Consider the following 23,840-nt stretch of genomic DNA (forward strand, 5'->3'; position numbering starts at 1 on the left):
CCGACGCCGTGCAAGCCCCACCCCCTCGCGCACGCTGGCAGCCGGGCCGCCGCGCCTTCGCCCTGCTCACCGTCAGCTGCATCGCCATCGCCGCCGGCGGCGCCTTCTGGGCACCGCGCCCGGGCGCCAAGGCGCTCACGCAGAAAGACATCGACGCCGCCGTGCTGCGCACGCTGCAGACCGCCACCCTGCCCTCGCCCGCGGCCAAGGCCGCCGACATCGTGCGGCCCTCGGTGGTGCGCGTGGTGGGCTACGGCCCCGAAAAGGCCACGCCCGAAGCCAAGACCCAGAAGCGCGGGCGCAACATGGCCAAGGGCAAGCCGCCCGAGGCGCCCGCCGACGGCGGCACGCCGGGCGAGGTCGAACGCGGCGTGGGCACGGGCGTGGTGATCGTCGACAAGGGCGTGATCCTCACCAACCTGCACGTGGTCGCCGGCGCCGAGAAGATCAAGGTCACCTTCGCCGACGGCCTGGAGGCCATCGCCGTCATCACCGGCGTGCAGCCCGAGAACGACCTCGCGGTGCTGCAGGCCCAGAAGATCCCCGACGACCTGATTCCCGCCGTGATGCGCTCCACCGCCGACCTGCGCTCCGGCGACCAGGTGGCGGCCGTTGGCTTTCCGTTCGGTATCGGGCCTTCGGTGTCGGCCGGTGTGGTGTCGGGCCTGAAGCGCTCCTTCCGTTCGCCCGAGGGCAAGCAGGAGCTGGGTAACCTGATCCAGTTCGACGCCGCCGCCAACCCCGGCAACTCGGGCGGCCCGCTCATCAACATGGACGGCGAGGTGCTGGGCATCGTCACCGCCATCCTCAACCCGACGCAGCAGCGCACCTTCATCGGCATCGGCTTCGCGGTGCCGATCGAGAACGCCGCTTCGGCGGCCGGCTCGCCGCCTTTCTGATTTCTTCGAAAGCCCTTCGCATGAGCACAGAAAACCCGACCTCGTCGACCTTTGCAACAGCCCCCGCCACCGCCGAGCTGATGGAGCAGATCCTCTACGAGGTGAAGCGCGTGGTCGTGGGGCAGGACCGCTTTCTCGAGCGCGTGATGGTCGCGATGCTCGCAGGCGGCCACCTGCTGGTCGAAGGCGTGCCGGGGCTGGCCAAGACGCTCACCATCAAGACGCTGGCCGACACCGTGCGCGGCCAGTTCAAGCGCATCCAGTTCACGCCCGACCTGGTGCCGGCCGATCTCGTCGGCACGCGCATCTACAACCAGAAGACGGGCGAGTTCAGCACCTCGCTGGGCCCGGTGTTCGCCAACCTGCTGCTGGCCGACGAAATCAACCGCGCGCCGGCCAAGGTGCAAAGCGCGCTGCTCGAGGTGATGCAGGAGCGGCAGGTCACCATCGCCGGCGAGACGCACAAGGTACCGCGCCCCTTTCTCGTGATGGCCACGCAGAACCCGATCGAGACCGAGGGCACCTACCCGCTGCCCGAAGCGCAGGTCGACCGCTTCATGATGAAGGTGATGGTCGACTACCCGAGCGACGAGGAAGAGTTCGTGATCGTGCAGCGCGTGATCGGCCCGGTGGTCTCGGCCACGCCGGTCGCCACCACCGAACAGCTGGCCGAGCTGCAGGCCGAGGCGCGGCGCGTGTACGTCGACCCTTCGCTGATCCAGTACGCCGTCAAACTCGTGTCGGCCACGCGCACGCCCGAGAAGCACGGCCTGAAGGATCTGCGCCGCTTCATCACCTTCGGCGCCAGCCCGCGCGCCAGCATCAGCCTCACCGAAGGCGCGCGCGCCCTGGCGCTGCTGCGCGGTCGCAGCTACGCGCTGCCCGAAGACATGAGCGCGCTGGTGCCCGACGTGCTGCGCCACCGCGTGACGCTCTCCTACGAAGGCCTGTCCGAAGGGCTCACGCCCGACGGGCTGATCGAGAAGATCATGAAGGCCGTCCCCGCTCCACCCAAACCTCTGGAACATGAAAAGCTGGTGGCGTAAGGCCCCCGAGGCCGCGAACGACGACCGGCTCGCGATCGAAGCCGGCGGGGCCGAACGCGCGCTGCGCCGGCTCGAATGGACCGTGATCCGCCGCCTCGACGGCCTGCTGCAGGGCGACTACCGCACGCTCATGCGCGGCACCGGCCTGGATCTGGCCGACCTGCGCGAGTACCAGCATCACGACGACGTGCGCCACATCGACTGGAACGTCACCGCGCGGCTGCAGACGCCGCACGTGCGCGTGTTCACCGAAGACCGCGAGATGGCCGCGTGGTTCGTGCTCGACCTGAGCCGCTCGGTCGATTTCGGCTCCGGCCTGAAGGCCAAGCGCGAGATCTCGGCCGGCTTCGTCGGCGTGCTCGCGCGGCTGCTCACGCGGCACGGCAACCGCGTCGGCGCGCTGGTCTACGGCCGCGACCTCGAGGCCGTGATCCCGCCGCGCACCGGCCGCCGCCATGTGCTGCACCTGCTGCACGCGATGGAAAAGCGCGCCCACCAGGCCGAGGCCGCACCCGCGCAGAAGGGCATGACGCGCCTGGCCGACCTGCTGACCTCCGCCGCCGCGCTGATGCCGCGCCGCTCCACCGTGTTCGTGGTGTCCGACTTTCTCAGCGAGCCCGGCTGGGAGCGACCGCTGGGCCAGCTGGTGCAGCGGCACGAAGTGATTGCCGTGCGCCTGTTCGATCCGCTCGAACTCGAACTGCCCGACCTCGGCCTGGTGCCGCTGCGCGACGCCGAGACCGGCGAGCAGCTGTGGGTCGACACCCATGACGCGGGGTTCCGCAAACGCTTCGCGCGGCTGGCCGCCGAACGCGAGACCACCCTGCGCGAGTCGCTGGCCCGGGCCGGCGTCGACGCCCTCGAACTCTCGACCAACGACGATCTGGTCGAAGCCATCGTGCGATTCGCGGACCTGCGCAAGCGCCGGGTCCGCGGCGTCGCAGCGGGTGGCGGGAAGGCGGTGGTGGCGGCATGACATTCCTCTGGCCTCAATTCCTCTGGCTGCTGGCGGCCTTGCCGCTGCTGGTGCTCCTGTATGTCTGGCTGATCCGCCGCAAGAAGAAGATGGCAGTGCGCTACGCCAGCCTGTCGATCGTGCGCGAGGCCATGGGCCCGGGCCAGAGCCTGCGGCGCCACATCCCGCCGCTGCTGTTCCTGGTGGCCATCACCGCGATGCTGGTGGCGGCGGCGCGGCCGATGGCGGTGGTGGTGCTGCCGTCGAACCAGCAGACCATCATTCTGGCGATGGACGTGTCGGGCAGCATGCGCGCGGCCGACGTGCAGCCCAACCGGCTGGTGGCGGCGCAGGAGGCGGCCAAGAGCTTCATCAAGGACCTGCCGCGCCACGTGAAGGTGGGCATCGTCGCCTTCGCGGGCAGCGCGCAGGTGGCGCAGCTGCCCACCACCAACCACGACGACCTCGTGACGGCCATCGACAGCTTTCAGCTGCAGCGCGCCACGGCCACGGGCAACGCCATCGTGGTGTCGCTGGCCACGCTGTTTCCCGACGCGGGCATCGACATCTCGCAGTTCAGCGCCCCCAGCCGCCAGCGCGGCATCCCGATCGACCAGAACGAGAAGCAGCTCAAGGAGTTCACGCCCGTGGCGCCCGGCTCGTTCACCTCGGCCGCGATCATCATGCTGACCGACGGCCAGCGCACCACCGGCGTCGACCCGCTGGACGCCGCCAAGGCCGCGGCCGACCGCGGCGTGCGCATCTACACGGTGGGCGTGGGCACGGTCGACGGCGAGACCATCGGCTTCGAAGGCTGGTCGATGCGCGTGCGGCTGGACGAAGAAACGCTCAAGGCCATCGCCAACAAGACCAGCGCCGAGTACTTTTACGCCGGCACGGCGAGCGACCTGAAGAAGGTCTACGAGACGCTGAGCTCCAAGCTCACCGTCGAGAAGAAGGAAACCGAGATCTCGGCGCTGTTCGCGCTGGGCGCGGCGGTGCTCACGCTGCTGTCGGCGGGGCTGTCGCTGCTCTGGTTCAACCGGATTCTTTAGCGCTCTGCGAGGGTGGAGCGGGTGGCAGCTTCACCGCCCCCACCCCGCCCAGGAACAGGTCGGCCACGATCGGCGCAATGGCCGCGTGGTCGAGCCGGCCGCCGGGCTTCATCCAGGTGAACATCCAGTTGATCATGCCGAACAGCAGCATGGTCAGCGGCTTGGCGAGCTCGTCGCTCGGCGCGCCGGGGCGCAGCGCCGACACGGCGCGCGCAAAGCCGGCGACCACGGCGCGTTCCTGGTCGAGCACGCGCTCGCGGTCTTCGTCCTCGAGAAAGCGCACGTCGTCGGTCAGCACGCGGTGCGCGTCCTGCGCGCCGGCGTACTCCTCGACGATGCGGTAGATGAAGCGGCGCAGCCGCTCCTCGTCGGTGGACGGCTGGGCCTCTTCCTCGGCCACCAGTGCCGCCAGCTTCGAGACGTGCGTCTCGGCGATGCTGATGAGCAGGCTGCTCTTGTCCTTGTAGTAGTGGTAGAGCGTGGCCTTCGAGAGGTTGCAGGCCTCGGCGACCTGGTTCATCGAGGTCGCGGGGTAGCCGCGGCGGGCGAACAGCTGGGCGGCCTGCGCGAGGATCAGTTCGCGCTGGTCGTCGTAGGTGGCGGATCTTCCACGCGGCATCGGGTCTTCTTCCTGGGTTGTCTGTCGGTTGCTGGCGTGCAGCAGGCTCGATCTTGCATGAAGCCGCAGGGCTATCCGCGGCGGGTGGCGATCAGGGATTTCACGTCGGTGGCGGGCAGGCGCGGCCGGTCTTTTTCCACCTCGGCGAGCGGCGCCACCTCGTGCAGGCTGGCCAGGCTGCGCACCGTCAGCGCCTGGTAGGTCTGCGTGCCTTCGAGCTTCCAGGCGATCTCTTCGTCGCTGAGCTCGCGCCGCACCTTGGCTGGGATGCCCGCCGCGAGCGAGCGCGCGGGCACCTTCATGCCGGCGGGCACGAAGGCACAGGCCGCGACGATGGCTTTCTCGCCCACCTCGGCCTCGTCCATCACCACCGCGTTCATGCCCACCAGCGCGTCGCGCCGCACGATGCAGCTGTGCAGGATCGCGCCATGGCCGATGTGGCCGTTGACCTCCACCACCGTGTCGTTGCCGGGAAAGCCGTGGATGCAGCAGTGGTCCTGCACGTTGGAGCCCTCCTGCAAGACGATGCGGCCGAAGTCGCCGCGCAGGCTGGCGCAGGGGCCGACGTAGCAGTTGGGGCCGACGATCACGTCGCCGATCAGCACGGCCGTGGGATGCACGTAGGCGCTCGGGTCGACGACGGGAATCACGCCGTCGATGGAATAGCTGGGCATTCGGTCTCCTTGTTTTTTGCGAGTCTCAGGGTTTGCCCTGAATGCACCCCGCTTGTGCCGGAATCGAGGTCGATCATAAAATCAACCGAACGGTCGGTCAATAGTGTTTACGCACCGAGCCGTCCCCACAAAGGATGAAAGAGACACGCATGACTGAGCCTTTGGTACTCATCAGCGACAGCGGCGCCGTCCGCACGCTGAGCCTGAACCGCCCTGCGGCGCTCAACAGCTTCACGACCGGGCTGCACGCCGAGCTGCTGGCCGCGCTCGAAGCCGCGGCCGCCGACAGCAGCGTGCGCTGCGTGGTGCTCACCGGCGCCGGCCGCGCCTTCTGCGCGGGGCAGGACCTGGCCGATCCGGCGGTCGCGCCCGACCCCACGCCGGGCGCCGCGCCCAAGGACCTGGGCCACGTCATCTCCACCTATTACGGCCCGCTGGTCGCGCGCCTGCGCTCGATGCCGGTGCCGGTGGTTGCCGCCGTCAACGGCGTGGCGGCCGGCGCGGGCGCCAACCTCGCGCTGTGCTGCGACCTCGTCGTGGCCGGCCGCTCGGCCAGCTTCATCCAGGCCTTCACCAAGATCGGCCTCGTGCCCGACACCGGCGGCACCTGGCTGCTGCCGCGCCTCGTGGGCCCGGCGCGCGCGCTGGGCATCGCGATGCTGGGCGACAAGCTGCCCGCCGAAGAAGCCGCACGCATCGGCCTGATCTGGCAGTGCGTGGACGACGCGGCCCTGGCCGACACCGCCGCCGCGCTGGCGGCGCGCCTGGCCGGCATGCCCACGCGCGCACTCGTGGCCACCCGCGAAGCGATGGCCGCCGCGCAAAACCTCGACCTGGGCGCGGCACTTGCCGAAGAAGCGCGCATCCAACGTGAGATGGGCAACGCCGACGACTACCGCGAAGGTGTCGAGGCTTTCCGCGCCAAGCGCGCCCCGGTGTTCAAGGACCGCTGAGATGACCGACGCTTCCCGCACCCCGCAACAGACCGCCGAGTACGTGCGCGACGGCATGTTCGCGAACGACAACGCCAGCAAGGGCCTGGGCATGCGCATCGTGGAGGTCGGCCCCGGCCAGGCCACGCTCGAGATGCGCGTGCGCCCCGACATGCTCAACGGCCACGCCATCTGCCACGGCGGCTTCATGGCCACGCTGGCCGACTCCACCTTCGCCTTCGCCTGCAACTCGTACAACGAGCTGACCGTGGCCTCGGGCTTCGCCATCGACTTCCTCGCGCCGGCGCGCGAGGGCGACGTGCTCACCGCGCGCTGCTTCGAAGTCTCCAAGGCCGGGCGCACCGGCGTGTACGACACCGAAATCACCAACCAGCGCGGCGAGCGCATCGCGATGTTCCGCGGACGCTCCTACACCGCCAAGGGCCGGCCGGCCGTCCCGGCCGCTTGAGGAGACACCCCACCATGACCGTGAAACGCCCCGCCCCCGGCGACCTCGAGCCGATCGAAACCGCCAGCCGCGACGAGATCGCCGCCCTGCAGCTCACGCGCCTGCGCGCCACGCTGCGCAACGCCTACGACAACGTGCCGCACTACCGCCAGGCCTTCGATGCCAAGGGCGTGCACCCCGACGACCTGAAGTCGCTGGCCGACCTGTCGAAATTCCCGTTCACGGTGAAGACCGACCTGCGCGACAACTACCCCTTCGGCATGTTCGCCGTGCCGCGCACGCAGGTGGCGCGCATCCACGCGTCGTCGGGCACCACCGGCAAGCCGACCGTGGTGGGCTACACGAAGAACGACATCGACACCTGGGCCGACCTGGTCGCGCGCTCGATCCGCGCGGCGGGCGGACGGCCCGGCGACATGATCCACGTCGCCTACGGCTACGGCCTCTTCACCGGCGGCCTCGGCGCGCACTACGGCGCCGAGCGCGCGGGCTGCACCGTCATCCCGATGTCGGGCGGCCAGACCGAGAAGCAGGTGCAGCTCATCCAGGACTTCAGGCCCGACATCATCATGGTCACGCCCAGCTACATGCAGGTGATCATCGAGCAGTTCGAGCGCCAGGGCCTCGATGCGAAAGACAGCTCGCTCAAGGTCGGCATCTTCGGCGCCGAGCCGTGGACCGAGGCCATGCGCCGCGACATCGAGACCCGCGCCGGCATCGACGCCGTCGACATCTACGGCCTCTCCGAAGTGATGGGCCCGGGCGTGGCCAGCGAATGCGTCGAGAGCAAGGACGGCCCAGTGATCTGGGAAGACCACTTCTACCCCGAGATCATCGACCCTGAAACGGGCGAGCTGAAGGCCGACGGCGAAGAAGGCGAACTGGTCTTCACCTCGCTGAGCAAGGAGGCCATGCCCATCGTGCGCTACCGCACGCGCGACCTCACGCGCCTGTTGCCGCCCACCTCGCGATCGTTCCGCCGCATGGGCAAGATCGTCGGGCGCAGCGACGACATGATGATCATCCGCGGCGTGAACGTCTTCCCCACGCAGGTGGAAGAGATCGTGCTCGCGCACAGCGCCCTCACCGGCCTGTACCAGGTGCGCGTGAGCCGCGAAGGCCTGCTCGACCAGGTCGAGGTGCACTGCGAACTCACGCCGCACGAAGCCGCCGCGGCCGACCGCAACGCCATCTCCGAATGGGTTCAGCACCGCGTGAAGACGCTCATCGGCATCTCCACACGCGTGGTCGTGCACGGCCCCGACGAAATGGAACGCACGCAGACCGGCAAGGCCCGGCGCGTCGTCGACACGCGCCCGCGCTGAGCGCCCGCGCCCCACACACCGCACCGAAAGGACACGCACATGTACACCCAGGCCATGGACACGATGGGCAAGGACGCAGGCGACGGCAAGCAGAAGGCCGTGCGCTCCGCCGACGAGCTGCGTCTCGAGGAACGCTTCGACGCGCGCATCGACGCCGGCGACTTCATCGAGGCGAAAGACTGGATGCCCGAGCACTACCGCAAGACGCTGGTGCGCCAGATCAGTCAGCACGCGCACTCCGAAATCGTCGGCATGCTGCCCGAGGGCAACTGGATCAGCCGCGCGCCCACGCTCAAGCGCAAGGCCATCCTGCTGGCCAAGGTGCAGGACGAAGGCGGCCACGGCCTGTACCTGTACGCCGCCGCCGAAACGCTGGGCACCTCGCGCGACCAGATGTTCGACGCGTTGCACACGGGCAAGGCCAAGTACAGCTCGATCTTCAACTACCCCACGCTCAGCTGGGCCGACATGGGCACCATCGGCTGGCTGGTCGACGGCGCGGCCATCATGAACCAGGTGCCGATCTGCCGCTGCTCGTACGCACCGTATGCGCGCGCCATGATCCGCATCTGCCGCGAGGAAAGCTTTCACCAGCGCCAGGGCTACGAGTCGCTGCTGACCATGATGACCCACGGCACCGAGGCGCAAAAGGCCATGGTGCAGGACGCGGTCAACCGCTGGTGGTGGCCCTCGATCATGATGTTCGGCCCGCCCGACGACCAGTCGCCCAACTCGGCGCAGTCGATGCGCTGGGGCATCAAGCGCTTCAGCAACGACGAGCTGCGCCAGAAGTTCATCGACGCCACCGTCGAGCAGGCCGCGATCCTCGGCGTGACGCTGCCCGACCCCGACCTGAAGTGGAACGAAGAACGCCAGTCGCACGACTTCGGCGTCATCGACTGGAGCGAATTCTGGCGCGTGATCGCCGGCGACGGCCCCTGCAACCGCGAACGCCTGCAGGCCCGCGTCGATGCCTGGGACGACGGCGCCTGGGTGCGCGAAGCCGCGATGGCCCACGCCAACAAACAACCGATGAAGGAAGCAGCATGAGCACCGAAGTGAAGCAAGAGTGGCCCCTGTGGGAAGTGTTCGTGCGCAGCAAGGCCGGCCTGGACCACAAGCACTGCGGCAGCCTGCACGCGGCCGACCCGAAGATGGCGATCCAGATGGCGCGCGACGTCTACACGCGCCGCCAGGAAGGCAGCAGCATCTGGGTGGTGCGCTCCGACCAGATCGTGGCCAGCGACCCGGGCGACAAGGACATGTTCTTCGACCCGGCCGAAGACAAGGTGTACCGCCACCCCACCTTCTACGCGCTGCCCAAGTCCGTGGACCACATGTGAGCCAGGAACGGCACGCCATGCAAGCCTCGATCGAACTGAACCGCACGCCCGCCGTGCACTACCTGCTGCGCATCGGAGACACCTGCCTGGTGCTCGCGCAGCGCCTGGGCGAATGGTGCGGCCACGCACCGGTGCTCGAAGAAGACATCGCGATGGCCAACATCGCGCTCGACCTCGTCGGCCAGGCCCGCGCGGTGCTCACGCACGCCGGTCAGCTCGAAGGCGAAGGCCGCGCGCACGACGAAGACCAGCTCGCCTACCTGCGCGACGAGCGCGACTACTTCAACCTCACGCTGGTCGAGCTGCCGCGCGGCGACTTCGCCTTTGCCGTGCTGCGCAACACCATGGTCGCGACGCTGCTCAAGCTGCTGTGGCAACGCCTGGCCGCGTCGAGCGACGCCGAGGTGGCCGCCATCGCCGGCAAGGCGCTGAAGGAAGCGCGCTACCACCAGCAGCACTCGGCCGACTGGGTCGTGCGCCTGGGCGACGGCACCGACGAATCGCGCCGCCGCACCGAGAAGGCGCTCAAGCAGCTGTGGCTCTACGTGCCCGAGCTGTTCGACAGCGACGACGTCGACGCGCAGGCCAGCGCCAGCGGCCTCGGCCCGGCCTGGAGCGAACTGCGCGAGCCGTGGCTGGCCGAGATGCAGCAGGTGCTCGACGCCGCCGGCCTCGCCATGCCGAAGGAAGCCGCCTTCCGCAGCACCGGCAAGCACGGCGTGCACAGCGAGCACATGGGCTACATCCTGGCCGAGATGCAGCACCTGCAGCGCAGCTTCCCCGGAGGCGTGTGGTGACGAACGCACTGGCGTCGCGTGTCGATGCGGCGTGGGCCGTGCTGCACACCGTGCCCGACCCCGAGGTGCCGGCCCTGTCGGTCTGCGACCTGGGCATCGTGCGCGAGGTGATCGAGCACGACGACGGCCTGGAGATCGTGCTCACGCCAACGTACTCCGGCTGCCCCGCGACCGAAGCCATCGAGCACGACGTGCTGGCCGCCATCGAGAACGCAGGCCTGGGCCGTGCGCGCGCCACGCTGCGCCGCGCACCCGCCTGGACCAGCGACTGGATCAGCGACGAAGGCCGCGACAAGCTCAAGACCTACGGCATCGCGCCGCCCGCGCACCTCACGCCCGAAATGGCGGCCAACACCGCCATGCCGATCAAGCTCTTCGGCCGCATGGCCGGCGAGCGCATCGCCTGCCCGCGCTGCGCCAGCGAGCGCACCGAGCGCCTCTCGGCCTTCGGCTCCACCGCCTGCAAGGCCCTGTACCGCTGCATGGCCTGCCGCGAACCCTTCGAACATTTCAAGCCTATATGAGGCACGCCCACGATGAGCACCCTCTTCCACCCCCTGCGCGTGAAGGCCATCGAGCCCGACACGCACGAGGCCGTCATCGTCTCGTTCGAGGTGCCGCCCGCGCTGCGCGAAGTCTTCGGCTTCACGCAGGGCCAGTACCTCACGCTGCGCCATGACATCGACGGCCAGGACCTGCGCCGTTCCTATTCGATCTGCGCCGGCCTCGACGACGGCGAGCTGCGCGTCGGCGTGCGCAAGGTGCGCGGCGGCGTGTTCTCCAACTGGATCAACGCCCACCTGCAACCCGGCGACAGCCTGCAGGTGATGGCGCCGCAAGGCCGCTTCTTCGTGCCCATCGAGCCCGAGGCCGCGCGCCACCACGTCGGCATCGCCGGCGGCAGCGGCATCACGCCGATCCTGTCGATCATGAAGACCGTGCTGGCGCGCGAGCCCAAGAGCCGCTTCACGCTGATCTACGGCAACCGCCAGCTGCAGTCCACGATGTTCAAGGAAGAGATCGAGGACCTGAAGAACCGCTACATGACGCGGCTCGTGCTGCAGCACGTGTTCTCCGACGAGCACACCGATTCGCCGCTGGGCTTCGGCGTGATGAACCGCGAGAAGATCGGCGAGTTCCTGGCCTCGGTGGTGCCCGCCGCGCAGATCGACCACGTGTACGTGTGCGGCCCGTTCCAGATGAACGACGAGGCCGAGGCCGCGCTGCTCGCCGCGGGCGTGCCCGAAGACCGCATCCACATCGAGCGCTTCGGCGTCGCGCTGCCTTCGGCCAGCCAGGTCGGCGCGGTGGTGCACGAGGCGCAGCCGGGCGACGCCAAGCAGGCGCGCGTGACCATCGTGCGCGACGGCCTGCAGCGCGAGATCACCTACACCGAGGGCCAGCCCAGCATCCTCGATGCGGCGTCGGCGGCCGGGCTCGAGGTGCCGTTCTCGTGCACCTCGGGCGTGTGCGGCACCTGCCGCGCGAAGTGCGTGGACGGGGAAGTCCGCATGGAAAGAAACTTCGCGCTCGACAAGAATGAGGTGGCCGCGGGATTCGTGCTGACCTGCCAGGCCCACCCCCTGACCGAACGCGTCACGCTGTCCTTCGACGAGCGCTGAACGCACGGCTTTTCCCTCGGCCTTTCCCCTTTCAACCCGGAGACAAACCAACCATGAAATTCTTCAAGCCCCTGCTGATCGCCGCCCTGTGCGCCACGGCCCTCTCGGCCTGGGCCGACGTCAACGTCGGCGTGACCATCTCGGCCACCGGGCCGGCGGCGTCGCTCGGCATTCCCGAGAAGAACACCATCGCGCTGATGCCCAAGACGATCGGCGGGCAGAAGATCAACTACATCGTGCTGGACGATGCCTCCGACACCACGGCCGCCGTGAACAACACGCGCAAGCTGATCGCCGAGAACAAGGTCGACGTGATCCTGGGCTCGACCACCACGCCGGCCTCGCTCGCGATGATCGACGTGGCCAGCGAGGCGCAGACGCCGATGATCTCGGTGGCCGCCTCGGCCCGCATCATCGAGCCGATGGACGCCAAGAAGAAGTGGGTGTTCAAGACGCCGCAGAACGACATCATGATGTCGCTGGCCATCGCCGAGCACATGGCCGCCAACGGCGTGAAGACGGTCGGCTTCATCGGCTTCTCCGACGCGTACGGCGAAGGCTGGGCGCAGGAATTCGCGAAAGCCGCCGACCTGAAGAAGATCAAGATCGTGGCCAACGAACGCTATGCGCGCTCCGACACCTCGGTCACCGGCCAGGCGCTGAAGCTCATGTCGGCCAAGCCCGACGCGGTGCTGGTCGCCGGCTCCGGTACGCCCGCCGCGCTGCCGCAGAAGACGCTCAAGGAGCGCGGCTACACCGGCAAGATGTACCAGACGCACGGCGTGGCCAACGCCGACTTCCTGCGCGTGGGCGGCAAGGACGTGGACGGCACCTTCCTGCCGGCCGGCCCCGTGCTCGTGGCCGACCAGCTGCCCGCCAGCAACCCGGTGAAGAAGTCTGCGCTCGCCTACGTCGCCGCCTATGAAGCCGCCTACGGCAAGGGCACGGTCTCGACCTTCGGCGCGCACGCCTGGGACGCGGGCCTCCTGATGAGCTCGGCCGTGCCGGTCGCGCTGAAGAAGGCCCAGCCGGGCACGCCCGAGTTCCGCGCCGCCCTGCGCGATGCGCTCGAGCAGACCAAGGACGTGTCGGGCGCGCACGGCGTGTTCAACATGACCGCGGCCGACCACCTGGGCCTGGACCAGCGCGCGCGCGTGATGGTCAAGATCGAAAACGGCGCCTGGAAATTCCAACCTTAAACCGCCCCCAGGCTCCGCGCACTTCGTGTCGCTTCTCCTACCCCCTACCGGGGGCAACACCAGAGGCCCGGCAAAGCCGGTTCCTCGGTGTTTCTGGAACAGGCCGCGATGGGTGTTTGTGGCAACGACCGCAACGACGGTCGCTCTTGATCTGATCTGACGCACGGGCCCCGCCCGAAGGTTTTCATATGGACTTGCAGATTGCCCTGTTGCTGGGGCAGGACGGCATCGTGAACGGCGCGGTCTACGGACTGATGGCGCTCGCGCTGGTGCTGGTGTTTTCGGTCACGCGCGTGATCTTCATTCCGCAGGGCGAGTTCGTCGCCTTCGGCGCGCTCTCGATGGCGGCGCTGCAGGGCGGGCGCACGCCGGCCACGCTGTGGCTGCTGGTGGCGCTGGGCGTCATGGCGCTGGCCGTGGAGGTGTGGCGCTGGAAGCGCGGCGCGACCATCGACTGGCGCTCGGCCTTCACCTGGTGCGTCGCCTTCCCGGCGATCGCCGCGGTGCTGGTGCTGGGCCTCAAGCCCACGTCGATGACGATGCAGGCGGTGACCACGCTGGTGCTGATCGCGCCGCTGGGCCCACTGCTCTATCGCCTGGCCTATCGCCCGCTGGCCGACGCCACGGTGCTGATGCTGCTGATCGTCTCGGTCGCGCTGCACGGCGTGCTGGTCGGCCTGGGCCTGTTCTTCTTCGGTGCCGAAGGTTCGCGCACCACGCCGTTCTCCGACGTGCGCTTCGACATCGGCGGCATCCCCGTGAGTGGCCAGTCGCTCGTGGTGGTGGGCGTCACGCTGCTGCTGGTGATCGCCATGTTCTGGTTCTTCGGCCGCTCCATGGTCGGCAAGGCGCTGCGCGCCACCGCCATCAACCGCGTGGGCGCGCGGCTCTCGGGCATTCCCACCGAGCTGTCGGGCGACCTGAGCTTTGCGCTTGCGGCACTCATCGGCGCGGTGTCGGGCCTGCTGATCGCACCGATCACCACGGTCTACTACGACACCGGTTTTCTCATCGGCCTGAAGGGCTTCGTGGCCGCCATCGTCGGCGGGCTCGCGAGCTACCCGCTGGCGCTCGCGGGCGCGCTGCTGGTCGGCCTGCTGGAGGCCTTCTCTTCGTTCTGGGCCAGCGCGTACAAGGAAGTGCTGGTGTTCACTTTGATCATTCCGGTGCTGTGGTGGCGTTCGCTGCGCAGCCACCACGTGGAGGACGAGGAATGAGCGCGCCGTCGACTTCATCTTCGCCCGCCACCGCCGCGCACGCCGGCCGTCCGCTGGTCACGCCGCGCACGCTCACGCTGGTGTGCATCGTCGCGCTCGCGCTGGCCTGGGGCTGGCTGCCCGACTTCACGGTCGCGGTGCTCAGCAACATCGGCCTGTACGCGCTGGTGGCCGCCGGGCTGGTCATGCTGACCGGCGTGGGCGGCATGACCTCCTTCGGCCAGGCCGCGTTCGTCGGCATGGGTGCCTATGCCACCGCGTGGATCTGCACCTCGCCCACGGCCGCGGGCTGGCTGGGCGGCATCGCCGGTTCGGCGCTGGTGCCGTGGCTCGGCCTGCTGCTCGGGCTGGTGCTGACCTTCGCGCTGGCCTGGGCGCTCGGCGCGGTCACGCTCAAGCTGTCGGGCCACTACCTGCCGCTGTGCACCATCGCCTGGGGCCTGAGTCTGTACTTCCTGCTCGGCAACATGGAGTTCCTGGGCGGCCAGACCGGCATCACGGGCGTGCCGCCGCTGGTGGTGGCGGGCATCTCGCTGGCCTCGCCGCGCGCGCTCGGCGTGGTGATCTGGGCCGTGCTGCTGCTGGCGCTGTGGGCGCTGCACAACCTGCTCGACTCGCGCGAAGGCCGCGCCATCCGCGCGCTCAAGGGCGGCCGGCTCATGGCCGAGTCGATGGGTGTCGACACGGCGCGCCACCGCATCAAGCTGTTCGTGCTGGCCGCGCTGCTGGCGGCCGTGTCGGGCTGGCTCTACGCGCACATGCAGCGCTTCGTGAACCCGACGCCCTTCAACCTGAACATCGGCATCGAGATGCTGTTCATGGCGGTGGTCGGCGGCGCAGGCCACCTGTGGGGCGCGGTGCTCGGCGCCACGCTGATCACGCTGCTGAAGGAGAAGCTGCAGGACATCCTGCCCGCGCTGCTGGGCACCAGCGGCAACTTCGAGGTGGTGGTGTTCGGCCTGCTGATGCTGTTCGTGCTGCAGCGCTTTGCCGATGGCCTGTGGCCCACGCTGGCGCGGCTCGTGAGCCGCTGGGTACGGCCGGTGGCCAAGGCACCTGCAGCCAACGCAGCCGCACCGGCGGCGCAGCTCGCGCAGCGCGTGCTGCCGGCGGCGGGCACGCTGCTGCTGCAGGCCGACGCGGTCAGCAAGCGCTTCGGCGGCCTCATCGCCAACAACGACATCTCGATGACGCTGAAGGCCGGCGAGATCCACGCGCTGATCGGCCCGAACGGCGCGGGCAAGAGCACCTTCTTCAACATGATCTCGGGCGTGGACGACCCCAGTTCGGGCCAAGTGCGGCTCGAAGGCGACGCCATGTCGGGCCGCCCCTCGCGCGCCTTCGCGGCGCGCGGCCTGGGCCGCACCTTCCAGCACGTGCGCCTGCTGGGCCAGCGCAGCGTGGTCGAGAACGTGGCGCTCGGTGCGCACCTGCGCGCCAGGCGCGGCTGGCTTGCGGCCATGCTGCGACTGGACCGCGCCGAAGAGGCCGCGTTGATGGCCGAAGCTCGCAAGCAGATCGAGCGTTGCGGCCTCGGCGCGCACGCCGACACGCCGGCCGCCTCGCTCTCGCTGGGGCAGCAGCGCGTGGTCGAAATTGCACGTGCGCTCGCCGGCCAGCCGTCGGTGCTGCTGCTGGACGAACCCGCCGCCGGCCTGCGCCACCTGGAAAAGCGCGCGCTCTCCGAGCTGCTGGGCCAGTTGCGCGCCGAAGGCCTGGGCATCCTCGTGGTGGAGCACGACATGGAGTTCGTGATGAACCTCGCCGACCGCATCACCGTGCTCGAGTTCGGCACCGTGATCGCCACCGGCACGCCGGCCGAAGTGCAGGCCAACCCGCGCGTGCTCGAGGCCTACCTGGGCGGCGCCGACGACGAACTGCTGGAAGACGCCCGATGAGCCATCCCATTCTTCAACTGGAAGACTTCTGCGTCGCCTACCGCACCGTCGAGGCGGTGCACAGCGTGCGCCTGCACGTGAACGAAGGCGAGATCGTCACCGTGATCGGCCCCAACGGCGCCGGCAAGACCACGCTGCTGTGCGCGGCCATGGGCCTGCTGCAGTCGACCGGCAAGCTGTCGCTTGACGGCGAGCGCATCGCGCGCCCCGGCGTCGAGACCATGGTGGCGCGCGGCGTGGCGCTGGTGCCCGAGCGGCGGGAGCTGTTCGGCGAGATGTCGGTCGAAGACAACCTGCTGCTCGGCGGCTTCTACCAGTGGCGCAAGGGCCAGCGCGACCAGCGCGCGCGCATGGACGAGATCTTCGAGATCTTTCCGCGCCTGAAGGAACGCCGTCCGCAGATGGCCTCCACGCTCTCGGGCGGCGAGCGCCAGATGCTGGCCATCGGCCGCGCGCTCATGGCGCGCCCGCGCCTGCTGATGCTCGACGAGCCCTCGCTGGGCCTGGCCCCGCTGGTGGTGCGCGAGGTGCTGCGCGTGGTGTCGCAACTGCGCAAGCACGGCGTCTCAGTGCTGCTGGTGGAACAGAACGCCCGCGCCGCGCTGCAGGTGGCCGACCGCGCCTACGTGCTCGAGATGGGCGCCGTGGCGCTCGAAGGCAACGCCGGCGATCTGCTGCACGACCAGCGAATCATCGATACCTACCTGGGCATCGGCAACAAGAAATGACCCCCGCGCAGCGCGCGCACCGCGCCGCTGCGCCTTCCCTCTTCAAAGGACACGCGCCATGACCACCCTTCAAAGCTACATCGCCGGCCGCTGGATCGGCCAGGAAGCCGCGCAATCGCTGCGCAGCGCCGTCAACGGCCAGGCCGTGGCGAGCACGCACGCCGAGGCCATCGACTTCGCCGAGGCGCTGGCGCACGCGCGCCGCGTCGGCATCCCCGCGCTCATGAAGCTCGACTTCCAGCAGCGCGCCGAGCGCCTGAAGGCGCTGGCCAAGTACCTGGCCGCGAACAAGGAAGCGCTGTATGCCGTGTCGGCCCACACCGGCGCCACGCGCGCCGACGGATGGATCGACATCGAGGGCGGCGCCGGCACGCTCAGCGCCTACGCCAGCATCGGCACCAACGAGCTGCCCTCGGGCAACCTCGTGCACGAAGGCCCGGCCTTCCCGCTCGGCAAGAAGGGCGGCTTCGCGGGCACGCACATCCTGGTGCCGCGCGGCGGCGTGGCGGTGCACATCAACGCCTTCAACTTCCCGGTGTGGGGCCTGCTCGAGAAGTTCGCGCCCAGCTTCCTCGCGGGCATGCCCTGCATCGGCAAGCCGGCCACGGCCACCAGCTACCTCACCGAGGCGCTGATGAAGCTCATCGTGCAGTCGGGCATCCTGCCCGAAGGCAGCCTGCAGCTCGTGATCGGCAGCACGGGCGACCTGCTCGACCGCCTCGAAGGGCCCGACGTCGTCACCTTCACCGGCTCGGCCGACACCGCCGCCAAGCTGCGCGTGAACGCGAACCTGGTGCGCCAGTCGATCCCGTTCAACGCCGAGGCCGACTCGCTGAACTGCGCGATCCTCGCGCCCGACGTGACGCCCGACGACGAAGAGTTCGATCTCTTCGTGAAGGAAGTGGCGCGCGAGATGACCATCAAGGCCGGCCAGAAGTGCACCGCCATCCGCCGCGCGATCGTGCCGCGCCAGCACCTCGATGCCGTGGCCGAGAAACTGCGCGCGCGCCTGGCCAAGACCGTCATCGGCGACCCCTCGCGCGAAGACGTGCGCATGGGCGCCCTCGCCTCGCGCGACCAGCAAGCCGACGTGGCCGAGCGCGTCGCCACGCTGCTGCAGGGCGCGGAGCTGGTGTACGGTGCACGCGACGGCTTCTCGCCCGTGGGCGACGGCGTGGGCGAAGGCGCGTTCTTCGCGCCCACGCTGCTCTTGAGCCGCAAGCCGCTCGAACACGATGCGGCGCATGACGTCGAGGCCTTCGGCCCCGTCAGCACGCTCATGCCATACGACGGCATCGACGAAGCGCTGGCACTGGCCGCGCGCGGCAAGGGCAGCCTCGTGGGCACGCTGGTCACGCGCGACCCGGCCACCGCGGCCAAGGCCATTCCGGTCGCCGCCGCGTGGCACGGCCGCCTGCTCGTGCTCGACCGCGAGGCCGCCGCCGAATCGACCGGCCACGGCTCGCCGCTGCCGGTGCTGAAGCACGGCGGCCCGGGCCGCGCGGGCGGTGGCGAAGAGCTCGGCGGCCTGCGCGCCGTGAAGCACTACCTGCAACGCGCCGCGCTGCAGGGCTCGCCCACCATGCTGGCCGCCGTCACCGGCGAGCACGTGCGCGGCGCCGCGCTGTGCGAGAGTGAGGTGCATCCCTTCCGCCGCTACTTCGAGGAACTGCGCATCGGCGACTCGCTGCTCACACACCGCCGCACCGTGGGCGAAGCCGACATCGTCGCCTTCGGCGGCATCTCGGGCGACTACTTCTACATGCACTTCGACGAAGAGGCGGCCAAGGCCTCGCCCTTCGGCAAGCGCATCGCGCACGGCTACTTCGTGCTGTCGGCGGCCGCGGGCCTGTTCGTGTCGCCCTCGCCCGGCCCGGTGCTGGCCAACTACGGCCTGGACACGCTGCGCTTCGTCAAGCCCGTGGGCATCGGCGACACCATCCAGGCGCGCCTGACCTGCAAGCGCAAGATCGACCGCAACAAGAAGGACGCGAGCGGCCAGGGCCAGGGCGTGGTGGCCTGGGACGTGGAGGTGACCAACCAGCTCGGCGAGCTGGTCGCGAGCTACGATATCCTGACGCTCGTCTCCAAGAAACCCACCACCACCTAAGCTCCACCTGATGTTCGATCTCACAGGAAAAGTCGCGCTCGTCACCGGCGGCAACGGCGGCATCGGCCTCGGCATGGCGCAGGGCCTCGCCAAGGCCGGCGCCCGCGTCATCGTTGCGGCGCGCAATGCACAGAAGTCGGCCGCCGCGGTCGAATCGCTGAAGGCACTAGGCAGCGACAGCTTCGCGCTCGCGCTCGACGTGACCGACGAAGCCTCGGTGCAGAAGGCCTTCGACGAGGTCGCCGCGCGCTGCGGCCGGCTCGACATCCTCGTGAACAACGCCGGCACCACGGTGCGCAAGCCGGTCGACCAGCTCGCGCTGGCCGAGTGGCACCAGGTGATGGACACCAACCTCACCAGCGCCTTCCTGTGCAGCCGCGCCGCACACCCGCACCTCAAGGCCGCGGGCGGCGGCAAGATCATCAACATCGGCTCGATGATGTCGATCTTCGGCGCGCCCTACGCGCCGGCCTATGCGGCGAGCAAGGCCGGCATCGTGCAGCTCACCAAGTCGACCGCGCTCTCGTGGGCGGTCGACCAGATCCAGGTCAACGCCATCCTGCCGGGCTGGTTCGAGACCGAGCTGACCGACGGCGCGCGCACCCAGATCCCGGGCCTGTACGAGCGCGTGAAGGCGCGCGCCGCGGCCGGCCGCTGGGGCCAGCCCTCGGACATCGCAGGCACCGCCGTGTTCCTGGCCAGCGCCGCCTCCGACTACGTGACCGGCACCGCCATCCCGGTCGACGGCGGGTTTTCGATCTCCGGCTGAGTCTTGCGGGCCGTGTAAATTCGGCCGCCATGCTCCTCTGGTTCCAGCTTATCCTTTTCGTCGCCGGCACGGCCGCGCTGCTGTACGTGTCGCGCGGGCCGCTGAGCCAGCCCGGCTCGCACGGCTTCTACCGCTTCTTCGCGTGGGAATGCATGCTGGTGCTGATCGTGCTGAACCTGCCGGTGTGGCATGTCGATCCGCTCTCGTTCACGCAGCTGCTCTCGTGCGTGCTGCTGGCGCTGTCGATCTGGCTGCCGATCCACGCGGTGCGGCTGCTCAAGGCGCAGGGCAAGCCGAGCGAGGCGCGCAACGACGACCCGGCCCTGTACGGTTTTGAAAAGACCTCGGCGCTGGTGACCACCGGCGCCTTCCGCTACATCCGCCACCCGATGTACACGGCGCTGATGCTGCTGGCCTGGGGCGCCTTCCTCAAGCAGTTCACCTGGCTCACGCTGGCGCTGGTGCTGATGGCCACGCTGTTCCTTTTCCTGACGGCGCTACGCGACGAAAAGGAATGCCTCGCGCATTTCGGCGACGACTACCGCGCGTACATGCGCGGCACGCGGCGCTTCATTCCTTTCGTGCTGTAGCGCCGGGCGCTTCGAGCGCGCCCTCTTCTTTCCTTGCGCCCCACCAGGCCGCGAGAACCAGCCCGCCCTTGCGCACCAGCAGCACCGCCATGACCACGAGCACGGCCCGCGACGCCACGTAGCCCGCGATACCGAGCACCGTGGACGGCAGCGGCTTGGACGCCCAGAAGATGACCCAGGTCGCCAGGCCGGCCATCGCCAGCCCGCCGACGATCAGCATCACGCCACCCACCATCCACGTGAGGATCGCCAGCCGCGCAGCCAGGCCGGTCAGGCGGTCGGCGCCGGGCCAGTCGCGCCAGGTCCACAGCGCGGCCAGGCCCAGCGAACCCATCATGGCCGCCAGCAGGCCCATGAGGCTGTAGGCGGCGACGGTGATGATCTGGTTCAGGTCCGGCATGCAGGCTACGGCGCCAGGCGCGGCAGCGCCTTCGCATCGACCGCCTCGCCATCGACGATGAAGTGCCCGCCCGCCACGTGGTGCAGCGTGCGCAGCTCGTCGTGTCCTTCGAAATGCCAGCGCCCTTCGGAGAACACGCGCGCATCGGCCTGCGCCGCGATCACCTCGCCCAGGAACAGGTCGTAGCGCTGCTGGATCGGCGGCTCGGGCAGCAGCCGGCATTCGAGCCAGGCCGCGCAGCCTTCGAGCAGCGGCGTGCCGGTGGCGTCGCCCGCGAAGGTCGAGAGGCCGTAGGCGGCGAACTTGTCGCTGCCGTCGCGCTCGGCGATCTCGCGGCCCGAGCTGTTGCCCAGCGCCTCGGTCAGGTCGAGCTGCGCGCGCGTGGGCACCTGCAGTGCAAAGGTGCCCGCGCCTTCGAGCAGCACGCGCGTCCAGGTGCTCTTGTCGAGCACGACCGCCACCTTGGGCGGATCGAAGTCCAGCGGCATGGCCCAGGCCGCGGCCATGATGTTGCGCCGTCCATCGTGCGCGGCGCTCACGAGGACGGTCGGGCCGTGGTTCAGGAGACGGTAGGCCTTGTTCAACGAAACCGGCCGGCGGTGAGTGGCGTTCATGCGCGTGGGGCCCGCGAAAGCGAGCCCGGAGGATGGCGGCCCGCCAGCCTACCAGCAGGCGCCGGGCTGCTCAAACGCGCGGTTGTTGCCCGTCACGCCGCATAGGCGTCGCACAGGGCGAGGTACTCGTCGCCCGAAATCTCCAGCGCGGTCGCGCGGCGCAGCACGCGGGCCTTCGGCTTGGGCAGGTCGGTCTTGATCTGGATCTGCTTGCCGATGGGAATGCCCATGTAGTCCTGGTTGACCCAGGTGTTCTCGACGATGTTGTGCCACGGCAGCAGCAGGCCGTTCTCGAAGGTCAGGCCCTGGCGGCCGATGACGAAGGCGGGCGTTGCGATGTTGGCCAGCGTGCGGATGCACTTGACGGCCAGCCACGCGGCCAGCAGACCGAAGCCCGCCGCGATGAGGATGCCGATGTTCTTGTCCTGCGCGCGGATGCACAGCACAGCGAGCACGACCGCCACCACCACCCAGAGCGTGGCACCGGCGATCAGCCGTGTGCGGGAGTAGAAGACGGGGCGGTCCTGGCGGGTTTTTTCCTGTTGGCTGGCGGAGCTGTAGATTTCCATTTTGGAGTCGCTGTACTTTGGAGATTGAAGAAAGAAAAAGAAAAGGGGCTCAGGCCGACGGCAGGCGCTGCATGAGGCAGCTCATCAGCACCGGTTCGTTGTCGATCTTCGAGCGATCGATCTTGCGGGTCTTGCCGTTGGCAACGATGAGCAGGTGCTCGTCGACATCCATCGCTTCGGCGTCCGACTGCGTGCGGATCGTGTCGATGCTCGACCACGCGATGAGCTGGCCCTTGTGCACCAGCCCTTCGGCATTGAGGGCCAGCGCGCCGAAGGGCACGGTGTCGCCCGCATGCAGGCGCCGCTCCACGTCGTGCCGCAGCACCTCGCCCACGGCCTCTTCCACTTCGGCGACGAGCGCGTACGGGTCGTCCCACAGGTCGAGCCGCAGGCGCAGCGTCTGGCCATCGCGGGTGGTGAGCAGCAGGTGGTTGCGGTTGTGGCGATGGCGCAGCCGCGTCACGTCGGCAAAGGCGATGGTCTGCGTGCCCAGCTGCAGGCCGTGCGCGGTCAGCGTCAGCACCTGCAGGGTGCGCAGCCACGCGAAGAAATCGCTGCCCTTCCAGCAGATCAGGTAGATCGCGGCCGGGATCGCCAGCACCAGCACGAAGAAGGCGCCCTTGTAGCGCACGAAGTCCGGCGTGATGAGGTACGGAAGGATGTAGATCCTGGCCGGCACCAGCACCATGGCGCAGAAGACATAGATCGCGGCCAGGCCGGCCAGCACACAGTAGAACGCGTAGCGCGGAAAGATGCGGTCGTGACGAAGGGGCATGTGAAGCAAGTACCCAATGCGTCGACAACGGGCGTGGTGGCGTGGAGCTGAATTGCGCGCACGACCATACCAGCGGGAAGCGTCGCTCTCGAGGCTGCGAATGCGTTAAAGCATCTTTTTTTTGAGCCGGCAACGCTCGTTGCGAAACCAGTTAACCAAGAAGATTTAAGTTTGATGCCCGCTTCGACACAAGCGCTGCTTAAGCATTCATGGCAACTCTGCAAGCAGCGCGCGGTGTGCGGCCAGTGCGCGCCCGCGCATCGGGGCCTGCGCGTCGCGGCCCGTGAGCGGACCGAAGCGCGCGTCTCTCGACACGGCCGCCACCGCATTGCGAAGACAACGGTGCGCGGGGTCCACCTCATCGCGCGGATGCCAGGCCTGCAGCACCTGCTCGGGCGGCACGGCCACCGGCAGCTTGAACATCGCCAGGCCGAGGCTCGCGGCCACGGTGCGCGCGAGCGGCTCGGGCACGCAGGCCACCAGTGACGATCGCGCGGCGGCCATCAGCGCGCCATAGGCGCTGGGCACGGTCAATGCGATCTGCCGCGCACAACCTTGTGCCGCGAGCAGGCTGTCGAGGGGCTCGACCGACCTGGCGCGCCGCGTGACCGCCACATGCTGCTGGGCCGCCAGGCGTTTGGGCGTGACGCGCGCCTTGAGCAGTTCGTGCCCCGCCCCGACCACGCCGACGATGCGTTGCTCGTACAGCAACGCGGTCTGCGTCTCCGGCCCTTTGTCGGGCAGCGTGCCCACGTCGAGATCGATGCGCCCTTCGCGCAGGGCCATCGCATCGCTGTCGCTTTCGGGCACGAAGCGCAGGCGCGCCAACGGCATGTCGCGCCGCAGCGCGGCCAGCAAGGTCGCGCCGTAGACGATGCCCATGCCTTCGGGCGCGCGCACCGTGAACTCGCGCGCCACGCGCGACAGCGGCACGCCGCCATCGGGCTGCATCAGCAGGCGCGCGTCGGCGATCAGGCGGCGCACCGGATCGCGCAGCGCCACCGCGCGCGGCGTCGGCACCAGCTTGCGGCCGGCCCGCACGAGGATCGGATCGCCCAGCGCCTCGCGGATGCGCGCGAGCGTGTGGCTCATGGCCGGCGCGCTCAGGTGCATGCGCTCGGCCGCCGCGCTCACGCTGCCGGTGCTCAGCAGCGCGTCGAGTGCGGCCAGCAGGTTCAGGTCCATGGAATTCATTTCGTGCAGGTCATTGCTTTGAACAATGCACTGTACAGACG

Annotated in this window: 26 protein-coding genes; 19 read left to right on the top strand and 7 right to left on the bottom strand. The window is 69.1% G+C overall.

Annotated elements, in window-relative coordinates; translation table 11 throughout:
* The 4 genes from VBO01S_RS20475 to VBO01S_RS20490 all read left to right on the top strand — a co-directional run.
* Positions 1–899, top strand: an 899-nt coding sequence (locus tag VBO01S_RS20475; protein ID WP_062478610.1) for a S1C family serine protease, incomplete at its 5' end; no start/stop codon positions are given.
* Positions 900–919: 20 nt separating this feature from the next.
* Positions 920–1,945, top strand: coding sequence for an AAA family ATPase (locus VBO01S_RS20480; RefSeq protein WP_062478613.1), 1,026 nt, complete (start codon positions 920–922; stop codon positions 1,943–1,945).
* Positions 1,926–2,921: a DUF58 domain-containing protein gene (locus tag VBO01S_RS20485; RefSeq protein ID WP_062478616.1), complete on the top strand. Its 996-nt coding sequence runs from the start codon at positions 1,926–1,928 to the stop codon at positions 2,919–2,921. The genes VBO01S_RS20480 and VBO01S_RS20485 overlap by 20 nt, the downstream gene beginning before the upstream one ends.
* Positions 2,918–3,955 carry a VWA domain-containing protein gene (locus VBO01S_RS20490; protein WP_062478619.1) on the top strand — a complete coding sequence of 346 codons (1,038 nt, stop codon included), beginning with the start codon at positions 2,918–2,920 and terminating at the stop codon, positions 3,953–3,955. Before VBO01S_RS20485 ends, VBO01S_RS20490 begins: the two co-directional genes overlap by 4 nt.
* Here VBO01S_RS20490 and VBO01S_RS20495 read toward each other — a convergent pair.
* Together VBO01S_RS20495 and VBO01S_RS20500 are read right to left on the bottom strand one after the other, a co-directional pair.
* On the bottom strand, positions 3,939–4,574 hold the full coding sequence (locus VBO01S_RS20495; RefSeq protein ID WP_062478622.1) for a TetR/AcrR family transcriptional regulator: 636 nt from the start codon (positions 4,572–4,574) through the stop codon (positions 3,939–3,941). The two genes, VBO01S_RS20490 and VBO01S_RS20495, sit on opposite strands and share 17 nt — an antisense overlap.
* A gap of 71 nt (positions 4,575–4,645) precedes the next feature.
* The gene (locus VBO01S_RS20500; RefSeq protein WP_062478625.1) at positions 4,646–5,248 is read right to left on the bottom strand and encodes a phenylacetic acid degradation protein PaaY; all 603 of its coding nucleotides are present in this window, start codon (positions 5,246–5,248) and stop codon (positions 4,646–4,648) included.
* A 149-nt stretch (positions 5,249–5,397) separates the two neighbouring features.
* On the opposite strand from VBO01S_RS20500, the gene VBO01S_RS20505 reads away from it, so the two are divergent.
* The 15 genes from VBO01S_RS20505 (at position 5,398) to VBO01S_RS20575 (ending at position 20,247) form a co-directional block, all read left to right on the top strand.
* Positions 5,398–6,201: an enoyl-CoA hydratase-related protein gene (locus VBO01S_RS20505; RefSeq protein ID WP_062478626.1), complete on the top strand. Its 804-nt coding sequence runs from the start codon at positions 5,398–5,400 to the stop codon at positions 6,199–6,201.
* 1 nt (position 6,202) lies between these two features.
* A complete protein-coding gene (paaI, locus tag VBO01S_RS20510; protein WP_062478628.1) occupies positions 6,203–6,649 on the top strand; it encodes a hydroxyphenylacetyl-CoA thioesterase PaaI in 447 nt (148 codons plus the stop codon).
* A 14-nt stretch (positions 6,650–6,663) separates the two neighbouring features.
* On the top strand, positions 6,664–7,974 hold the full coding sequence (gene paaK, locus VBO01S_RS20515) for a phenylacetate--CoA ligase PaaK (RefSeq protein WP_062478630.1): 1,311 nt from the start codon (positions 6,664–6,666) through the stop codon (positions 7,972–7,974).
* Positions 7,975–8,013: 39 nt separating this feature from the next.
* Complete coding sequence (gene paaA, locus VBO01S_RS20520) at positions 8,014–9,024, top strand: 1,2-phenylacetyl-CoA epoxidase subunit PaaA (protein WP_062478632.1); 1,011 nt, start codon at positions 8,014–8,016, stop codon at positions 9,022–9,024.
* Complete coding sequence (paaB, locus tag VBO01S_RS20525) at positions 9,021–9,317, top strand: 1,2-phenylacetyl-CoA epoxidase subunit PaaB (protein ID WP_062478634.1); 297 nt, start codon at positions 9,021–9,023, stop codon at positions 9,315–9,317. The genes paaA and paaB overlap by 4 nt, the downstream gene beginning before the upstream one ends.
* 17 nt (positions 9,318–9,334) lie before the next feature.
* Complete coding sequence (paaC, locus tag VBO01S_RS20530) at positions 9,335–10,114, top strand: 1,2-phenylacetyl-CoA epoxidase subunit PaaC (protein WP_062478637.1); 780 nt, start codon at positions 9,335–9,337, stop codon at positions 10,112–10,114.
* Positions 10,108–10,638, top strand: a complete 531-nt coding sequence (gene paaD, locus VBO01S_RS20535) for a 1,2-phenylacetyl-CoA epoxidase subunit PaaD (protein ID WP_062478640.1) — start codon at positions 10,108–10,110, stop codon at positions 10,636–10,638. The genes paaC and paaD overlap by 7 nt, the downstream gene beginning before the upstream one ends.
* A 12-nt stretch (positions 10,639–10,650) precedes the next feature.
* Positions 10,651–11,736, top strand: a complete 1,086-nt coding sequence (paaE, locus tag VBO01S_RS20540) for a 1,2-phenylacetyl-CoA epoxidase subunit PaaE (protein ID WP_062478643.1) — start codon at positions 10,651–10,653, stop codon at positions 11,734–11,736.
* A 53-nt stretch (positions 11,737–11,789) separates the two neighbouring features.
* Entirely contained in the window at positions 11,790–12,935 is a 1,146-nt protein-coding gene (locus VBO01S_RS20545) for an ABC transporter substrate-binding protein (protein WP_062478646.1), read from the top strand.
* Positions 12,936–13,123: 188 nt separating this feature from the next.
* Positions 13,124–14,152: a branched-chain amino acid ABC transporter permease gene (locus tag VBO01S_RS20550; protein WP_062478648.1), complete on the top strand. Its 1,029-nt coding sequence runs from the start codon at positions 13,124–13,126 to the stop codon at positions 14,150–14,152.
* Positions 14,149–16,050: a branched-chain amino acid ABC transporter ATP-binding protein/permease gene (locus VBO01S_RS20555; RefSeq protein ID WP_062478649.1), complete on the top strand. Its 1,902-nt coding sequence runs from the start codon at positions 14,149–14,151 to the stop codon at positions 16,048–16,050. Before VBO01S_RS20550 ends, VBO01S_RS20555 begins: the two co-directional genes overlap by 4 nt.
* On the top strand, positions 16,047–16,778 hold the full coding sequence (locus VBO01S_RS20560) for an ABC transporter ATP-binding protein (protein ID WP_062478652.1): 732 nt from the start codon (positions 16,047–16,049) through the stop codon (positions 16,776–16,778). The genes VBO01S_RS20555 and VBO01S_RS20560 overlap by 4 nt, the downstream gene beginning before the upstream one ends.
* 58 nt (positions 16,779–16,836) lie before the next feature.
* On the top strand, positions 16,837–18,888 hold the full coding sequence (paaZ, locus tag VBO01S_RS20565) for a phenylacetic acid degradation bifunctional protein PaaZ (protein ID WP_062478655.1): 2,052 nt from the start codon (positions 16,837–16,839) through the stop codon (positions 18,886–18,888).
* Between the two features lie 10 nt (positions 18,889–18,898).
* On the top strand, positions 18,899–19,657 hold the full coding sequence (locus VBO01S_RS20570; protein WP_062478657.1) for an SDR family NAD(P)-dependent oxidoreductase: 759 nt from the start codon (positions 18,899–18,901) through the stop codon (positions 19,655–19,657).
* A gap of 29 nt (positions 19,658–19,686) precedes the next feature.
* Positions 19,687–20,247, top strand: a complete 561-nt coding sequence (locus VBO01S_RS20575) for a methyltransferase family protein (RefSeq protein WP_062478660.1) — start codon at positions 19,687–19,689, stop codon at positions 20,245–20,247.
* Here the strand turns inward: VBO01S_RS20575 and VBO01S_RS20580 are convergent.
* The 5 genes from VBO01S_RS20580 to VBO01S_RS20600 form a co-directional block, all read right to left on the bottom strand.
* Positions 20,228–20,647 (bottom strand): hypothetical protein, encoded by a 420-nt coding sequence (locus tag VBO01S_RS20580; RefSeq protein WP_062478662.1) that lies wholly within the window; start codon positions 20,645–20,647, stop codon positions 20,228–20,230. The two genes, VBO01S_RS20575 and VBO01S_RS20580, sit on opposite strands and share 20 nt — an antisense overlap.
* 5 nt (positions 20,648–20,652) lie before the next feature.
* Positions 20,653–21,261, bottom strand: coding sequence for a flavin reductase family protein (locus VBO01S_RS20585; protein WP_062478665.1), 609 nt, complete (start codon positions 21,259–21,261; stop codon positions 20,653–20,655).
* A gap of 92 nt (positions 21,262–21,353) precedes the next feature.
* Positions 21,354–21,830: a hypothetical protein gene (locus tag VBO01S_RS20590; RefSeq protein ID WP_062478668.1), complete on the bottom strand. Its 477-nt coding sequence runs from the start codon at positions 21,828–21,830 to the stop codon at positions 21,354–21,356.
* Between the two features lie 49 nt (positions 21,831–21,879).
* Positions 21,880–22,605 carry a hypothetical protein gene (locus tag VBO01S_RS20595; protein WP_062478671.1) on the bottom strand — a complete coding sequence of 242 codons (726 nt, stop codon included), beginning with the start codon at positions 22,603–22,605 and terminating at the stop codon, positions 21,880–21,882.
* 207 nt (positions 22,606–22,812) lie between these two features.
* A complete protein-coding gene (locus VBO01S_RS20600; RefSeq protein ID WP_255221158.1) occupies positions 22,813–23,799 on the bottom strand; it encodes a LysR family transcriptional regulator in 987 nt (328 codons plus the stop codon).
* Positions 23,800–23,840: the final 41 nt, after the last annotated feature.

Source organism: Variovorax boronicumulans NBRC 103145, assembly GCF_001591345.1.
Classification (GTDB): domain Bacteria; phylum Pseudomonadota; class Gammaproteobacteria; order Burkholderiales; family Burkholderiaceae_C; genus Variovorax; species Variovorax boronicumulans.